The sequence below is a fragment of the bacterium genome (assembly GCA_016708025.1).
Lineage (GTDB): Bacteria > Zixibacteria > MSB-5A5 > GN15 > FEB-12 > FEB-12.
On the sequence record JADJGQ010000001.1, the window covers coordinates 868,149 to 881,748 of the forward strand.

The following is a 13,600-nucleotide window of genomic DNA, read 5'->3' on the forward strand; positions in this document are numbered from 1 at the left end:
CTGATCCGGGCTCGTTTTGGCATGCAATTTGACATCCTCTCAGTGGATACATACGAGGAGTTATGAGCAAGCGAATTACTTTTACCGAATCTGACCAGCACACAACATCGATGGATGCGATTGTCAATGGGGGGTCGCATCAGTCAGCCGGCAAACTTCCACCGACCTACAGCGCCATTGAGTTGATCAGACTCATTCTCAATCGCCGCAGATTTGTGGTCGTTGTGACTGTGGCTGTCTGTATTCTGGCTACCGGCGTTCTACTGCTGGTTCCCAACAAATACCAGTCAGAGGCATCCCTGCTCCCTTCTGGCGCGCAGGATAAAATGGCCGATCTGAAACGATTGGCCGGGTTTGGCGCCATGTCACTCAGTGACGAAAACTCCTCCGAGCTATTTCCGGAGATTCTTCGCTCGCGGTCAATTCAGGACAGCGTCCTCTCCAAGCGATATCATTTCTCCCACAACAATCGCCCCATGACCCTTTTGCTGTCGCAGTATTTCGACCAGGAGAACCCGGACAAACTGCGCGGGGAGATCGATGATATCACCTACATCGCTCTTGATAAAAAGACCGGTGTGATCGATATCGCGGTTGAAACCAAGTACCCTGATCTGTCGCGTCAGGTGCTCAACTCCTACCTAAGCGAACTGGAGTCATTTAATCTTTTCGCCCGCCGTTCTGCCGCGCGAGACAACGCCCAGTATCTGGGGAAACAGATCGAGAAGACCAGAATTGAGATGGCAGCCGCCGAGGATTCACTCGAGTCCTACCAGGCCTCCAACCGAAACTGGCTCGAGGGCTCCAGCCCAGATCTGCTCAAGACAATTGCGCGTTTGCAGCGTGAGGTAGAGATCCAAAATAAGAAATACCTCTATCTGACTCAGGAATACGAGATCGCCAAGCTGGATGCCATGAAGGATGTCCCGATCATGCGAGTGCTGGATGAACCCTCACTCCCGGTCGAGAAGGCTAGTCCGAAACGCGGCCTGCTGTTGGTGACAATTGCACTGGTAACTGCTCTGTCTACGATTTTTGGCGTAGTTGCGGCTGATATCTGGCGGAAACGGATGGCGACTCAGGCTGATCCGGAGCTGTCCGGACTGTCGGAGGACCTTCGCGCCGCATTTCCTTTAGTCGGCAATCTGCTCCAACCGAGTGGAAAAGCGTCTGAAGTGGAAGAAGTTAACGTCTAATTTCCGAAAATCGGCCAATCGCATACATTTCGGTTGATTTTTCTGCGCCACGGGTATATTTTCCTGCCTCTGCTGGCAAGCCATAGGCAGTCCAGCACTTATGTAGCATAACGAGGTGGGGTTCCCGAGTGGTTAAAGGGAGCAGACTGTAAATCTGCCGGCGATGCCTTCGAAGGTTCGAATCCTTCCCCCACCACCATATAAGTCACTGAGCACTAAGAAATTAGTGCTCTTTTGACGTTTCTCGACATCAGCTCACGGCATCATTATATGAAGGTAGGAAAGGAGTTGTGAATGGGTGAATCCCAACTACTGGTCCTGATTCTTGGAATCAGCGTCCTGGGTCTGGTTGCTGCATGGATGTTGGCCCGCTGGGTACTCTCGCGAGGGACCGGCACACCGGCTATGCAGGAAATCTCAAACGCTATTAAAGAGGGGGCGGAATCTTTCATGCGCCGCCAGAACCGCACGATCGTCATGCTGGCGTTACTCGTTGCGGTTGGCCTCTTCATCGGCTATGGCGTCATTCGCGGTCATCATGACTTTGACCCGGTCCCGTCGGCGATGCAACTCGCCTTCTGGGTAACCCTGTCTTTCGTGTTTGGCGCGGTCTGCTCGGTCATCGCAGGTTATGTCGGGATGTGGGTGTCGATTCGTTCGAATATCCGCACCGCCGCCGCCGCCCTCACCTCGTTGAATGACGCACTTCGCGTCTCTCTCCGTGGTGGCGCGGTCTCCGGTCTGCTGGTAGTCGCCATGTCGCTGCTTGGCGTCGCCGGTCTTTATGCCTGTGTGACGTTTTTCACCGATGTTCCCAAAGTTCAGATCCCGCTCCTGATCGTCGGCTACGGTTTCGGCGCGTCGTTCGTCGCCCTTTTCGCCCAGGTCGGTGGTGGTATTTATACCAAGGCTGCCGATGTCGGCGCTGACCTCGTTGGTAAGGTAGAGGCTGGTATTCCTGAGGATGATCCGCGCAACCCTGCCGTGATCGCCGATCTCGTCGGTGATAACGTCGGTGACTGTGCCGGTCGTGGAGCTGACCTTTTTGAATCAACCGCCGCCGAAAATATCGGCGCAATGATCCTTGGCGCGACTCTCGCTCATGCCGCCGAAAAGTCCGGTATGAACTTCTCAGCCGGTGTCATCGGTGTGATGATGTTCCCGCTGGTCGCCCGCGCCTTTGGTATTATAGCCTCGATCATTGGTATCTATTCCGTGAAGCTAAAGAATGAGCAGGAAGATCCGATGACCGCGCTCAACCGTGGCTACTTCATCGCCGCCGTGCTCGCCATGATCGGTTTTGGCTTCTGCACCTATTGGCTGCTCGATGCGGAGGGTGCCCCGGATGCCTGGTGGCATTTCTTCCTCTGCGGTCTGGTGGGTGTTATCACGTCAATTCTCTTCGTCTATATCACCCAGTATTACACTGAATACAAATATCGCCCGGTGAAAGAGATCGCCGAAGCCTCCAAGACCGGCCCCGCCACCAACATCATCGCTGGTGTGGCCGTCGGTTTTGAATGCACCGCCCTTCCGGTGCTGACCATGTCCGGCGCGCTTCTGATCTCTTACTATCTCGGCAAATCGGCATTTCCACATGTTGAAGGTGCTGTAGGCGCCATCAACGGTGGTCTCTTCGGAACCGCCGTCGCCACGATGGGTATGCTCGCAACCGCCGCGTACATCCTGGCAATGGATACGTTCGGCCCGATCACCGATAATGCCGGTGGTATTGTCGAAATGTCCAAGCAGCCCGAAGAGATTCGCGTCCGCACGGACAGACTTGATTCTGTCGGAAACACTACCAAGGCACTGACCAAAGGGTATGCGATCGGTTCTGCCGGTCTTGCCGCATTCCTGCTTTTCCAGGCGTATATGGACGAGGTCCTGCACTACGCCGGACTGTACGGTCAGATCGGTGCCGATGGACTCCCGGTCGAGTTCACGGTTAACCTCGCCAAGCCGGTGGTATTTGTCGGCGCGCTCCTCGGCTGTATGCTCGTTTTCCTGTTCTCCGCCCTCTGCATTCGTGCGGTCGGTTCGGCGGCGCAGGCGATCATCAACGAAGTTCGCCGTCAATATGCCAAACTCCCTCGCGTAAACGACATCATCCAGTTCCCGGCCGACTTCAAGCCGGACTATGGAACCTCGGTTGATATCGTTACCAAGGCCGCGCTTCGTCAGATGGTCCTTCCCGGTCTGCTGGTAGTTCTCGCTCCGGTTGTCGTTGGGCTGACTTTCAAGCTCTTCATCGGCCCTGGCGATGAATTGATCTCGGCTGAGTCCGTCGCCGCTTTCCTGATGGTTGGCACGATCGGCGGCATTCTGACGGCGCTGTTCCTCAACAATGCCGGCGGAGCCTGGGACAACGCCAAGAAGTATATCGAGACTGGCGCCCATGGCGGCAAGTATATCACCTTGCCCGATGGTACCAAGGCAAAGAACCCTGTGCATGGTGCCGCGGTTGTTGGTGACACGGTCGGCGATCCTTTTAAGGATACGGCTGGTCCGTCACTGCACGTGTTGATCAAACTGCTTTCGACCATCACGCTGGTGCTTGCACCGCTGTTTATCTAGTCGAAACGGCATTCGAATGTTCAGGCCCTGGCGCAATCCAGGGCCTTTTCTTTTGGGGGAGAGACTGGCGGGCAGGTCACACCTCGCAGCGATTCTCGGCTATCGGTGCCAGTCGGATAATTTTAGCCTATTGGCTGCGAGGCAGGACCTGCCCGAACAACAGAAACGTTTCGTCAGGTCCTAGCGCTCCTCAGACTTCTCACTTGCTGAACTCACATCTCAATCGGGAGCGCGAGACCTGACGGTCTGCAAAACCTCCCACCGTCCGTTTCCGCTCATCCCGCCTCATATTTTCCTGCAGAGTCCTTGCTTGATTCCCCGATTTACCTATCTTGCGGCTTATGGCTGACCCAACAGTCGCGTCGGAAAAGACTGACTATACCGAGGGCTCCATCCTTGGGTCTATCCTCAAGATGGGGCTGCCGTCGATGTTCGGCTTTCTTGCTCAGAATATCTACGGCCTGATCAATACGTATTGGGTCTCACGGCTCCCCGCCGCCGAAAACGCGGTCGCCGGAATCACTTTCTTTAATAATCTCCTCTGGTTCCTCTTTGCCTTCAACCACCTGATCGGTCCCGGTTCGGTTGCGATCATCTCGCGTCGCTATGGCGAGAAAGAGTACGAGAAGGCGGAGAAGGCGATCAAAGAGACGATCGTCCTGAAGCTCTTTTTCGGCGTCATTTTCGGAATTGTCGGCTTTTTCATGATCCGGAGTTTCCTCGAACTGCTCGGCGCGACCGGCGAGGCGCTTGAGCTGGGCGTCCAATACGGCCAGATCATCATGGTTGGGCTTCCCATCAACTACTCTATCTATTCGATTTTCACTGCATTGCGCGGCGTTGCCAACCCGCACAAGGCGATGGCTCTCATGTTCGGGATGACCGTCCTCAATATCGTCCTCGACCCGCTGCTCATGTTTGGGTGGTTTGGTCTTCCGGCGATGGGGATGCGCGGTGCGGCGATCGCCTCAGTCATTACCTTCACGATCATCTTCAGCCTTGGCGTTATCATCTTTTTCGGCCCCTGGACCAATGTCCGATTGCATATGAAGGGGAAGGAGCGGATGTCGCTTGATTCGATGTGGATCCTGATAAAGATCGGCATCCCGGCCTGGATAGGGGATATGTCGTTCTCCCTGTCGCGTCTGCTCATTACCCCGATGATCGCCGGCTTTGGAACCGCAGTCGTGGCGGCGTATGGAGTCGGTATGCAGGTGACCTCGTTTGGGATCATGTCACTGGTCGGGATCGGTCTCGGGCTGTCATCGCTGATCGGCCACAATGTTGGATCCGGCAAACATGAGCGCGCCAAAAAGACCGCCGACAAAGCGATCGGGATGGGGGTAGTCTGGATGACCCTTATCGGGATCGTCGTCTTCTTTCTGGCCGAGCCGATCATGCAGATCTTCTTCTCGCACGAAGATACGGTCGCGCATGGGACGATGCTGCTTAAGATATTCTCTTTCGGGTTCCCCTTCCTGGGAGGATGGCTGATGACCGAATCGATCTTTGGCGGAGTGGGACATAATACGCCGAACATGGTTATCAATATCATCCACTCCTGGGGATTCCAGGTGATCCCGGTACTTATCGCGACACAATTTTTCGGCGGGGGAGAACTGACCGTCTGGTGGATATTAAACGTCGCTTCGGTGCTGAGCTTCTTCGCGTATTTCACCTACTACCAGAAGGGGACCTGGCTGAAGGTGAAGGTGTAGCATTTTCGCCTGAATCCAGCAGTCTGCCTTTCTGATTTTCTTGACAGAATCGACAAAACAGCCTACGTTATTCCCGGACGATAGTGTCCGCTAAAGCAACATCAAACCGGGAGTATCATCATGCCGTGCTGTGGAAAGAAGGCGCCAGCCAAGACGACCAAGACCACGAAAAAAGCCAAACCGGCCAAGAAGAAATAGACCGGGAAGAGTGAATGAGAGACCCGCCAAGCTCGGCGGGTCTTTTTTTTGGGGAAAGAGGATTGGAGATCACCATCCAGTGTTTGCGCGGCAGACGTCCCCGTCTGCCCGATCTTGGCCCAACATCGCCATCGTCACTTCTTTCCAGCCGGCTTCTCCGCTGGAATCAACATCGAATCCAACTGATCGATCGCTTGCTGCAAAGAGATCTCCAGACTATCGATCCCCGCGTTTGGCATCGCCACCGCCCCGATCGACCCCGTATCCGGCTTGGCGCGCGGGATTCTGGAAGGTTGGGGAGAGGAAGTCGAATCCGGCACCGCGACTAGAAGTGATCCGCTGTCAGGCGCTGGAAGAGCAACGTTTTGAGCGACGGAATCAACTGGTGCAGCTGCGTCGGAGCTTGGCTCAGACTTACAGCCGGACATGGACAGCAAGATGCCCGCGGTTAGCACAGTCCTGGAGAAGGGGGCAGCATTCACAATATCATCGCCCTTCCGTTAGTGTGAAATCGACTTTATAGGTGATCCAGACCGCAACTGGCTGACCGTCCTTCTTGGCCGGGATAAATCTGTTTTCCCAACCAGCATCCATCGCCGACGCATCCAGCGACATACTGCCGGAGCTCTTCAGAACCGCAACGGCACGAACTTTCCCCGTCTTATCGACCAGGGCCCTTATCCAGACGGTCCCCATTAAGCCAGCCGTCCTGGCGAGGCGGGGGTAGTATGGCTGAGCATTGTAGATCATATCAGGCATTGAGTCGGTTGGGATGTGATCATTTGGGCCGGGCAAGGTCGTGTCTAATTCACCTTTGAGCTGTGTGGAAAAGGTACTCTCTTTGCCGCCGGAGTATTGCTTACCCTCGAAATTCATCAGGCAATTCACCCAAGCCGCGACGGGCTTGCCATTCTGAATCGCCGGCTTGAAACTGCATTTTCGAGCTGCGGCGAGTGCGGCATCGTCAAGAGCCTGATTCCCGGAACTTCTGGCAACTTTGGCATCACGAACGACACCCTTCATATCAACACCGGCTCTGACCCAGACCATTTCTATGACAGACTGATTCTTCAGTTCCATTGGATAGACCGGTGGCTCGATGTGGAACATCTCTGGCTCGACCTCGACAGAAACAAATTCATCCAGTGGTGGCACGGTTGTGTCGTAAAGAGCCGAGGAATCTTCGACGGCTGGTCCTGTCTTTGGAGAAGTTGATTCTTTCTTTGGTCGCTTGGCGTCGGAGGTTGAAGGGAGAATCGCGAGCGCGAATGATACGGTGAGCAGCAGTGTAAGCGCGGTCAGAACTCGCGACGATGTGGATAACTTAGCGTGTGATGACATAAAGAATCCCTCCGGTTGAATCATTGGTCGATCATCATCATGTCTGTTGATCGGATGTGACCCGACAAATTTGCAAAAGAGATTGACTTTTTACAAATTTTTATTTGACAAAACTTTGAGCATCTGTTACGATAGCCCTTGGACAATAGTGTCCAAAAAAGCAACACTTAAAGCAGGGAGTTTTACCCATGGCAGCAAAGAAGAAAGCCGCGAAGAAGAAAACGGCGACCAAGAAAGCCAAACCGGCGAAGAAGAAATAAGGTCGAAGCAATTCGATTCTTTGGACCCACCGCCGTCGGTGGGTTTTTTATTCACGACTTTCCGCACTCCACCACTTCGCTGCAATCGCTCTCTCCACCATCACGAAGTTTCACTGCCCGATCTCTCGCCGATCATCATTGAGCAACGTCAACAGCTTGATTCGCAACCACGAATTCATAACCCTTCAAGAGATTGTTTAACTGACTTCCCGGCGCCACGATCGAATGATGATGGAGCCAATGGTCTTATCTCGCCTTGCACGTCCGCAAAAAAGCCGTATATTGATTTTGAGCAGTCAAACTCGTGTGTCTTGGTCTCTGCCAGGAACTCCGGGTGGCACAGGCTGTACAACTATTCAGGTTTGGAGCTGTTTCCTTTGATTCGAATTTCAAGCATTCTCTGTCTGATCGCCATTCTCTCGGCCGCGGTGCAAAACCGGACCGATCTCTGGATATTGGCCGCGTCAGACTGCGAATTCCGCCCGACAACCGCTCCCATGACCTGCAGCACCGGCCCGATCGGATGTCCCAAGACTGCAAAACCGGTCGATGAACCGACCGGATGTTGCTCTTCGGCCTGCGGCGCCGAAAAGAGCGTACCCAAGCCGACCTGCTCAACTGCCGAAGCGTTCCCCGATGGTGACCTTGCCTGTCCCAATCCAGATGAGCGCAAGAACTGCTGTCGCCTGGTTCATCCACTCTGGGCCGACATTCCGCACAAAGCTGCCGGGCCGGCACCGTCGCTGGACCCTATCGCCATTTATGCCGCAGAAAGCATGGTTGTCGTTTCCCGGCCTCATACCATCGAACTGTCTATCAGACCCTGGGGGATACATCCTTCTATTGCCTCGACTGTCCTTCTGATCTGATCTCCACCCGGATCATGTTTCCGCATGATCCATTCCGAAGACAGACGTAGTTCAAATCACAATAGTAGGAGATTTCTCATGAAGAAATATTCGATTCTCATTGTCATGGCGATCGCCTTCCTCCTTATGGTTGGCTCCGGCACCGTGATTGCCGGCGAAAAGTGCGCCAAGGGTGACGCTGCTTGCGCTAAGGTCTGCAAATCGAACGATACGGCAGGCAAGGCGAAATGCGACACTGCGTGCGCCGGCAAGACTGACTGCACCAAAAAAGCCGACTGCAAGAAAGCATGCGACACCAAGAAGTGCGATCCGGCCAAGTGCAAACCGGGTCAGTGCGACATGTCGAAGTGCAAACCGGCGGGAACTACCACTGCTCCCAAGGCAGAAACGAAGAAGTAGTAGTCCGTTCAGATAATCCTCAGGGAAGGCCGCCCATCTGGGCGGCCTTTTGTTTGTTGCGCGGCAGACGTCCCCGTCTGCCCGACTCAGTCCCTTGAAACGCGCCCACCAGTATCACATTTGCCCGAACCTGCCGACCTATTCTATTGACAACTGTACAAATGGGCAGTAAGGTATACCGTGCAATGCAATGGCAACAACTGGAGCAACTGGTGAAACTACCACTGACCGCCAAGCAGCGTCAGATATTCGATTACATTGAGGGGGAGATCACCGACCGCGGCCACGCCCCGACTATCCGCGAGATCGGCTTGCGTTTCGGGATCACGTCGACCAATGGCGTCCGCACTCATCTGACCGCTCTGATCAAGAAGGGGTATGTCAAAAAACAACAGTTCATCTCGCGCGGGCTGGAGCTCTCCCGTCCGATCGCCAACCAGATCGGCCGGATGCCTCTGGTCGGACGGGTCGCCGCCGGTTCGCCGATCGATGCTATCGAGAATATCGAGAAAGACCTCGCGTTTGATCTCTCGTTTGTCCCGAAAGGGGAGTCGTTTGCGCTCCGCGTGAATGGTGACTCGATGAAAAACGCCGGGATACTCGATGGTGACATTGTGCTGGTGAAAAAGCAGGCGGTGGCACAGCGCGGGGATATCATTGTCGCCCGGATCAATAACGAGGCTACGGTCAAGCGCTACCAACCCGAGGGGGACAAGATCCTGTTGATGCCGGAGAACGACGCTTTCGAGCCGATTGTGGTGAGCAAGCGTTCAGGTGAATTCCGGATTGAAGGGAAAGTCGTCGGCCTGGTCCGCAGGATGGGGTAATGTCGAGCTTGGTGGTCTGGTCTCGTCTTCGCTCGACCCGACGGGATTTAGCTATAAAGAACAACTCACCGGTTCGTCGCCCCGAGCGGAGTCGAGGGGTGCTTGTCAGCGAAGGCGACGCCTGACTCAACTTCTTGTCTATCTTACCGATACAATTCCAGTTGACATTACGGGGTGAGGCTATACATTGGGATTTCCACGGCGGCGCCAGCCGCCGGTTTGTTGTCTGCAGGCCGCAGTAGCTCAGCTGGTAGAGCAGCTGATTCGTAATCAGCAGGTCAGCGGTTCGATTCCGCTCTGCGGCTCTTTGTTCTGCTAGCGGGGTTGCGGGGAATTCTGTAATCCCAGCATGGTTGACATCGCTTTGCCTGAAGGGGAAGGAGACTGTCCGATGTTCGGAAAGGGTATCGTCGACATAGAAGAATTGTCCAACGCAGTACACGATATTGAATCACGCAAGGTGTTTGGAGGCGATTCTCAGCTACCAATCGGGCGCCTACAGAGCATCCACAAATGCCGTGTGGAACGCAGTAGTTTTCGACGCTTATAATAAGGTCCGCTATCTTTCCGAATTCTATAAAGATGCGGGTGCCACAGTTTTATTGAACGGTTTTGTAGCGGGAGTCAAAAACAGAGACTTTCGAGCAGAGCCGGAGCTAATTCGGGGGCTGTCTGTGGTACTGCACTTTTTCGATCAAACAGAATTAGACAAGCTCCTGGCAATTTTTGACGCGCGCAATTTATCCTCTCATCCCTCGTTGAATGCTGATGGGCGAATGAGGACTCCAACTGCCGAAGAGGTGCGCTATCACATGAGGAGCGCAGTCGAATTTCTGCTTGGTCATCCACCAGTAATAGGCAAGTCGGCGCTCGATTCGGTTATAAGGGACTTGGAAGGGACTCCCGGGTTTCCCCCGCCGATTGTTTTCTGGTGACATCCTGGTAATGACTTGAGTTGTTTTGCAAGTGTTCATTTAATCGGGGGCGAAACTTCCGTCCTACGTTATTTGTGGTTTGGCGCAAATACATTACTCTACACAGCCGAATCCCCCGCCGCAAAGCAGCGGGGCCGCGCGGGGAACAAGAGGCATTTGGAGTAGAGCTGAACGAATTGCGTGCTACGTTGTCGGGTTGAGCCAATAAGGAGGATTTGCCCCCATCACACCGGCATCAGCGCCAGCATATACTCCAGCAACTTCACCGTCCCCGCCTTGCCGCCGTCGCCGACTTCCATCGGCGGGCCAACACAAGTCGGACAGCCGGAATAACATTCGCACCGATTAATATGGTCGCGGCAGGCATCAAACAGACGTTCCGATTCACTATACAGCTTCTCAGCCAACCCCACCCCACCCGGGATATTCTCATAAATATAGACAGTCGGGCGTTCCGTGAATGGCGCCTTCACCTGCGAGATGGAGCGAAGGTCCCGGGCATCACACATCACCCACAATGGCGCAATCTTCCCCAGCATATTCGCCAATCCTCGCAATGACCCGCCAAACTGGTCCAGCTTGATACCGAGCTTCTCGGCGATATCCTCCGGGAAGGAGTACCAGAATGAATTGGTATGCATTTCAAGTTCCGGCATCACCAGATTGCCGGAGCCGATATTCTCATGCGTCTGGAACTTGATCTTTTTAAAGAGGACAGTGGTGCAGGTGACCGCCACCTCTCCGGCGTGGAGCCGCGCCTCGCCGATCTCTTTCTCCTGATTGACCGCCAACACTTTCAGGTCGGTTTTGGTCTCGGCATCGGTGTAGTAGTCGACCTGAACCTCCTTCACATACGCCTTTTTCCCATCCCAATCCAGATTGGTCACCTGGTACTGGTTGGCGGAGTGAAGATAGATTGCCTCAGGATGCAGGAAGACCGGAGCAGAGAAATAGTCAACCTCGCCGATCACCCGCGCATTATCCGATTCATTCAGGATCACAAAATTATCCGGCGAAGCTGACCTGAGGGAGACTCCCTCGGCCGGATATATCTCCGATGACCAGTGGTACCGGTCGTTCGATTTGCGGAGGATATTCTGGTCCGCCAGATATTCAAGGATCTGACGGGTGTCCGCGTCATCGCCGTATTCTTCCACGCCAAACGGCAATTCAAACGCCGCGCATTTGAGGTGGCTGGTCCTGATTATCAGATTGTCCGGGTCAATGATGCCCGACTCCGGCGTTTTGTCGAAAATGTATTTCGGCTCCGAGCAAAGGAATTGGTTAATTGCGCTCGAATTGGCGATCATGACAGTGACGGAGGTACCGGAGCGTCGCCCCGCGCGCCCCGCCTGTTGCCAGAGGGAGGCTATCGAACCAGGGTAGCCGACAATTATCGAGACATCGAGCGAGCCAATATCAACCCCCAACTCCAGCGCATTAGTAGAGACAACTCCCGTTATTGTGCCGGCCCGAAGCCCGGATTCTATCTGCCGACGTTCGTTCGGAAGGTACCCACCCCGATACCCGGCGATATTGATCCCTTTGCCGAAATCCCCCTTCAGTTCGCGCTGTAAATAGGTTAACAACACCTCGACATAGAGCCGGTAATGCGCGAAAACGATCGTCTGGACTTTATTGCGAAGGAACAGTGCGGCCAACCGCGCAGCCTCGTTTATGGATGACCGCCTGATACCTAACTGCTTGTTCACCACCGGTGGATTGTAGATAAGGAAGTGCTTTTCGCCAGTTGGCGCGCCATTGTTGTCTATCAGAGTCGGGCGACGTCCAATTATCCGCGCGGTCAATTCAGCCGGGTTGGCGATAGTCGCCGAACAGCAGATGAACTGCGGATTCGACCCGTAGAAGGCGCAAATCCGTTTCAGCCGTTTGATGACATTCGCCAGATGCGACCCGAATATCCCCCGATAATTATGGATCTCATCGATCACCACATACTTGAGATTCTCAAACAACTTGATCCACTTGGTATGGTGGGGGAGAATGCCGGCATGCAGCATATCCGGATTGGTCACGACGATATGCCCGGCAGAACGGATCAGCCGACGCGCCGTCTGTGGCGTGTCACCATCGAAAGTGTAGGTCTTGATATCAACATCAAGCTTCTGGATCAGCTCATACAACTCGGAAAGCTGGTCCTGCGAGAGTGCTTTGGTCGGGAAGAGGTAGAGCGCGCGGGAATTCGGCTCCCGCATGATCTCATTGAGCACCGGAAGATTGTAGCAGAGTGTTTTCCCCGAGGCGGTCGGCGTAACCACGACAACATCTTCGCCCCCGATCACCGCTCTGACCGCATCCGCCTGATGCGAATACAATTGTCGGATATTCCGCGCCTTCAGGGTCGCTACCAGTCGGTCATTCAGTTCGGTCGGAAAATCAGCATACACTGCCGGCTTGGGGCTGAACGATTTCCAATGGCTAATATTGTCGCTGACCTCGGTGTCATTCCGCAGCAGGTCGATGATCTGTTCTAAGTTCATGTACTCTTCTGATCGTCACACGACGCTGGTCAGATTCCGTTTACAGATATCGCAGAATTTGTCGCTTTTGTTGTCGATATCCAGCATCACCTGGCTGTAATAATTGACGCACTTCGGATTGCGGCACTCGGTCAGTTCAAACAGATGCGCCAGGCGGTGGACTGCTTCCTTGAACAGGCGGGGGTAAACTTTGCTTTCGTCTTCCGGGAGGCCGTAAAACTCCTGGCGTATTCGATAGAGCGAAAGCACCGCTGTCCCGGAGAGCTTGTCGACATATCCCATGATATAGTTCTCATCCGGCAGGTAGAGGTCCTCTTCGCAGATGGCCAGCACCTTTTCGCGGCTGTTTGCTTTGGTTCGCTCCAATTTGGCGAGAATCACCTGGGCGTAGTATTGATTGCGGATGACATTGTATGCCTCCGAGGGCATCTTCATCCCCTTGAGAATGTCAACCGAACGACTGAAGACCGGCCCCAGATTGGAGGCCAGCTTGTTGACCATCATGAAGTCGACATCCCCCATAGGGACAACAACGATCTTTGATTTCAACAATGACACGCGGTAATGGCTCCTGTCAGTCAGTCGTAAAGAAGGGGGTGCTCGAACCGGTCGAGGATACCTTTATCTCCGCCTTGCGAGCACATTTGGGACACCACCCGACAAATGCAGTCCCGGAGTTGTTCAGATAGATCCGCGCGTAGACCTTGCAGCATCGAAAATGAATGCCGACAAATGGTCGCTTGCGTCCCTCGTTATTCTCGGGCGTCTCCACACCCAAA

At 54.2% G+C, this 13,600-nt stretch carries 11 protein-coding genes and 2 tRNA genes; 8 read left to right on the forward strand and 5 right to left on the reverse strand.

The window, feature by feature from the left end:
* The first annotated feature begins 62 nt into the window (after positions 1–62).
* From IPH75_03815 to IPH75_03830, 4 genes are all read left to right on the forward strand, one after another.
* Entirely contained in the window at positions 63–1,196 is a 1,134-nt protein-coding gene (locus IPH75_03815; GenBank protein ID MBK7141194.1) for a hypothetical protein, read from the forward strand.
* Positions 1,197–1,310: 114 nt separating this feature from the next.
* Positions 1,311–1,395: transfer RNA gene (locus IPH75_03820), tRNA-Tyr, on the forward strand.
* A gap of 95 nt (positions 1,396–1,490) precedes the next feature.
* Positions 1,491–3,773: a sodium-translocating pyrophosphatase gene (locus IPH75_03825; GenBank protein ID MBK7141195.1), complete on the forward strand. Its 2,283-nt coding sequence runs from the start codon at positions 1,491–1,493 to the stop codon at positions 3,771–3,773.
* Between the two features lie 341 nt (positions 3,774–4,114).
* On the forward strand, positions 4,115–5,491 hold the full coding sequence (locus IPH75_03830) for an MATE family efflux transporter (GenBank protein MBK7141196.1): 1,377 nt from the start codon (positions 4,115–4,117) through the stop codon (positions 5,489–5,491).
* 332 nt (positions 5,492–5,823) lie between these two features.
* Here IPH75_03830 and IPH75_03835 read toward each other — a convergent pair whose 3' ends face one another.
* Positions 5,824–6,117 (reverse strand): hypothetical protein, encoded by a 294-nt coding sequence (locus IPH75_03835; GenBank protein ID MBK7141197.1) that lies wholly within the window; start codon positions 6,115–6,117, stop codon positions 5,824–5,826.
* A 58-nt stretch (positions 6,118–6,175) separates the two neighbouring features.
* On the reverse strand, positions 6,176–7,030 hold the full coding sequence (locus tag IPH75_03840; protein ID MBK7141198.1) for a TonB family protein: 855 nt from the start codon (positions 7,028–7,030) through the stop codon (positions 6,176–6,178).
* Between the two features lie 637 nt (positions 7,031–7,667).
* Here IPH75_03840 and IPH75_03845 point away from each other — a divergent pair.
* From IPH75_03845 to IPH75_03860, 4 genes are all read left to right on the forward strand, one after another.
* Positions 7,668–8,159: a hypothetical protein gene (locus IPH75_03845; GenBank protein MBK7141199.1), complete on the forward strand. Its 492-nt coding sequence runs from the start codon at positions 7,668–7,670 to the stop codon at positions 8,157–8,159.
* A gap of 78 nt (positions 8,160–8,237) precedes the next feature.
* Positions 8,238–8,558: a hypothetical protein gene (locus IPH75_03850; GenBank protein MBK7141200.1), complete on the forward strand. Its 321-nt coding sequence runs from the start codon at positions 8,238–8,240 to the stop codon at positions 8,556–8,558.
* Positions 8,559–8,743: 185 nt separating this feature from the next.
* Positions 8,744–9,385, forward strand: coding sequence for a transcriptional repressor LexA (gene lexA / locus IPH75_03855; GenBank protein ID MBK7141201.1), 642 nt, complete (start codon positions 8,744–8,746; stop codon positions 9,383–9,385).
* 232 nt (positions 9,386–9,617) lie between these two features.
* Positions 9,618–9,690 (forward strand) — tRNA-Thr (locus tag IPH75_03860).
* Between the two features lie 854 nt (positions 9,691–10,544).
* Here the strand turns inward: IPH75_03860 and IPH75_03865 are convergent.
* Genes IPH75_03865 through IPH75_03875 form a run of 3 tightly spaced genes read right to left on the reverse strand, consistent with a single transcriptional unit; the run spans position 10,545 to position 13,593 of the window.
* Positions 10,545–12,821 carry a DEAD/DEAH box helicase gene (locus IPH75_03865; GenBank protein ID MBK7141202.1) on the reverse strand — a complete coding sequence of 759 codons (2,277 nt, stop codon included), beginning with the start codon at positions 12,819–12,821 and terminating at the stop codon, positions 10,545–10,547.
* Between the two features lie 15 nt (positions 12,822–12,836).
* The gene (locus tag IPH75_03870; GenBank protein ID MBK7141203.1) at positions 12,837–13,379 is read right to left on the reverse strand and encodes an archaemetzincin family Zn-dependent metalloprotease; all 543 of its coding nucleotides are present in this window, start codon (positions 13,377–13,379) and stop codon (positions 12,837–12,839) included.
* 16 nt (positions 13,380–13,395) lie between these two features.
* On the reverse strand, positions 13,396–13,593 hold the full coding sequence (locus tag IPH75_03875; GenBank protein ID MBK7141204.1) for a hypothetical protein: 198 nt from the start codon (positions 13,591–13,593) through the stop codon (positions 13,396–13,398).
* Positions 13,594–13,600: the final 7 nt, after the last annotated feature.

Excerpts from the sequence above, each read along its gene's own strand:
- IPH75_03815 (MBK7141194.1), top strand. The coding sequence starts at position 63 with ATGAGCAAGCGAATTACTTTTACCGAATCTGACCAGCACACAACATCG.
- IPH75_03825 (MBK7141195.1), top strand. The coding sequence starts at position 1,491 with ATGGGTGAATCCCAACTACTGGTCCTGATTCTTGGAATCAGCGTCCTG.
- IPH75_03830 (MBK7141196.1), top strand. The coding sequence starts at position 4,115 with ATGGCTGACCCAACAGTCGCGTCGGAAAAGACTGACTATACCGAGGGC.
- IPH75_03835 (MBK7141197.1), bottom strand. The coding sequence starts at position 6,117 with ATGTCCGGCTGTAAGTCTGAGCCAAGCTCCGACGCAGCTGCACCAGTT.
- IPH75_03840 (MBK7141198.1), bottom strand. The coding sequence starts at position 7,030 with ATGTCATCACACGCTAAGTTATCCACATCGTCGCGAGTTCTGACCGCG.
- IPH75_03850 (MBK7141200.1), top strand. The coding sequence starts at position 8,238 with ATGAAGAAATATTCGATTCTCATTGTCATGGCGATCGCCTTCCTCCTT.
- lexA (MBK7141201.1), top strand. The coding sequence starts at position 8,744 with ATGCAATGGCAACAACTGGAGCAACTGGTGAAACTACCACTGACCGCC.
- IPH75_03865 (MBK7141202.1), bottom strand. The coding sequence starts at position 12,821 with ATGAACTTAGAACAGATCATCGACCTGCTGCGGAATGACACCGAGGTC.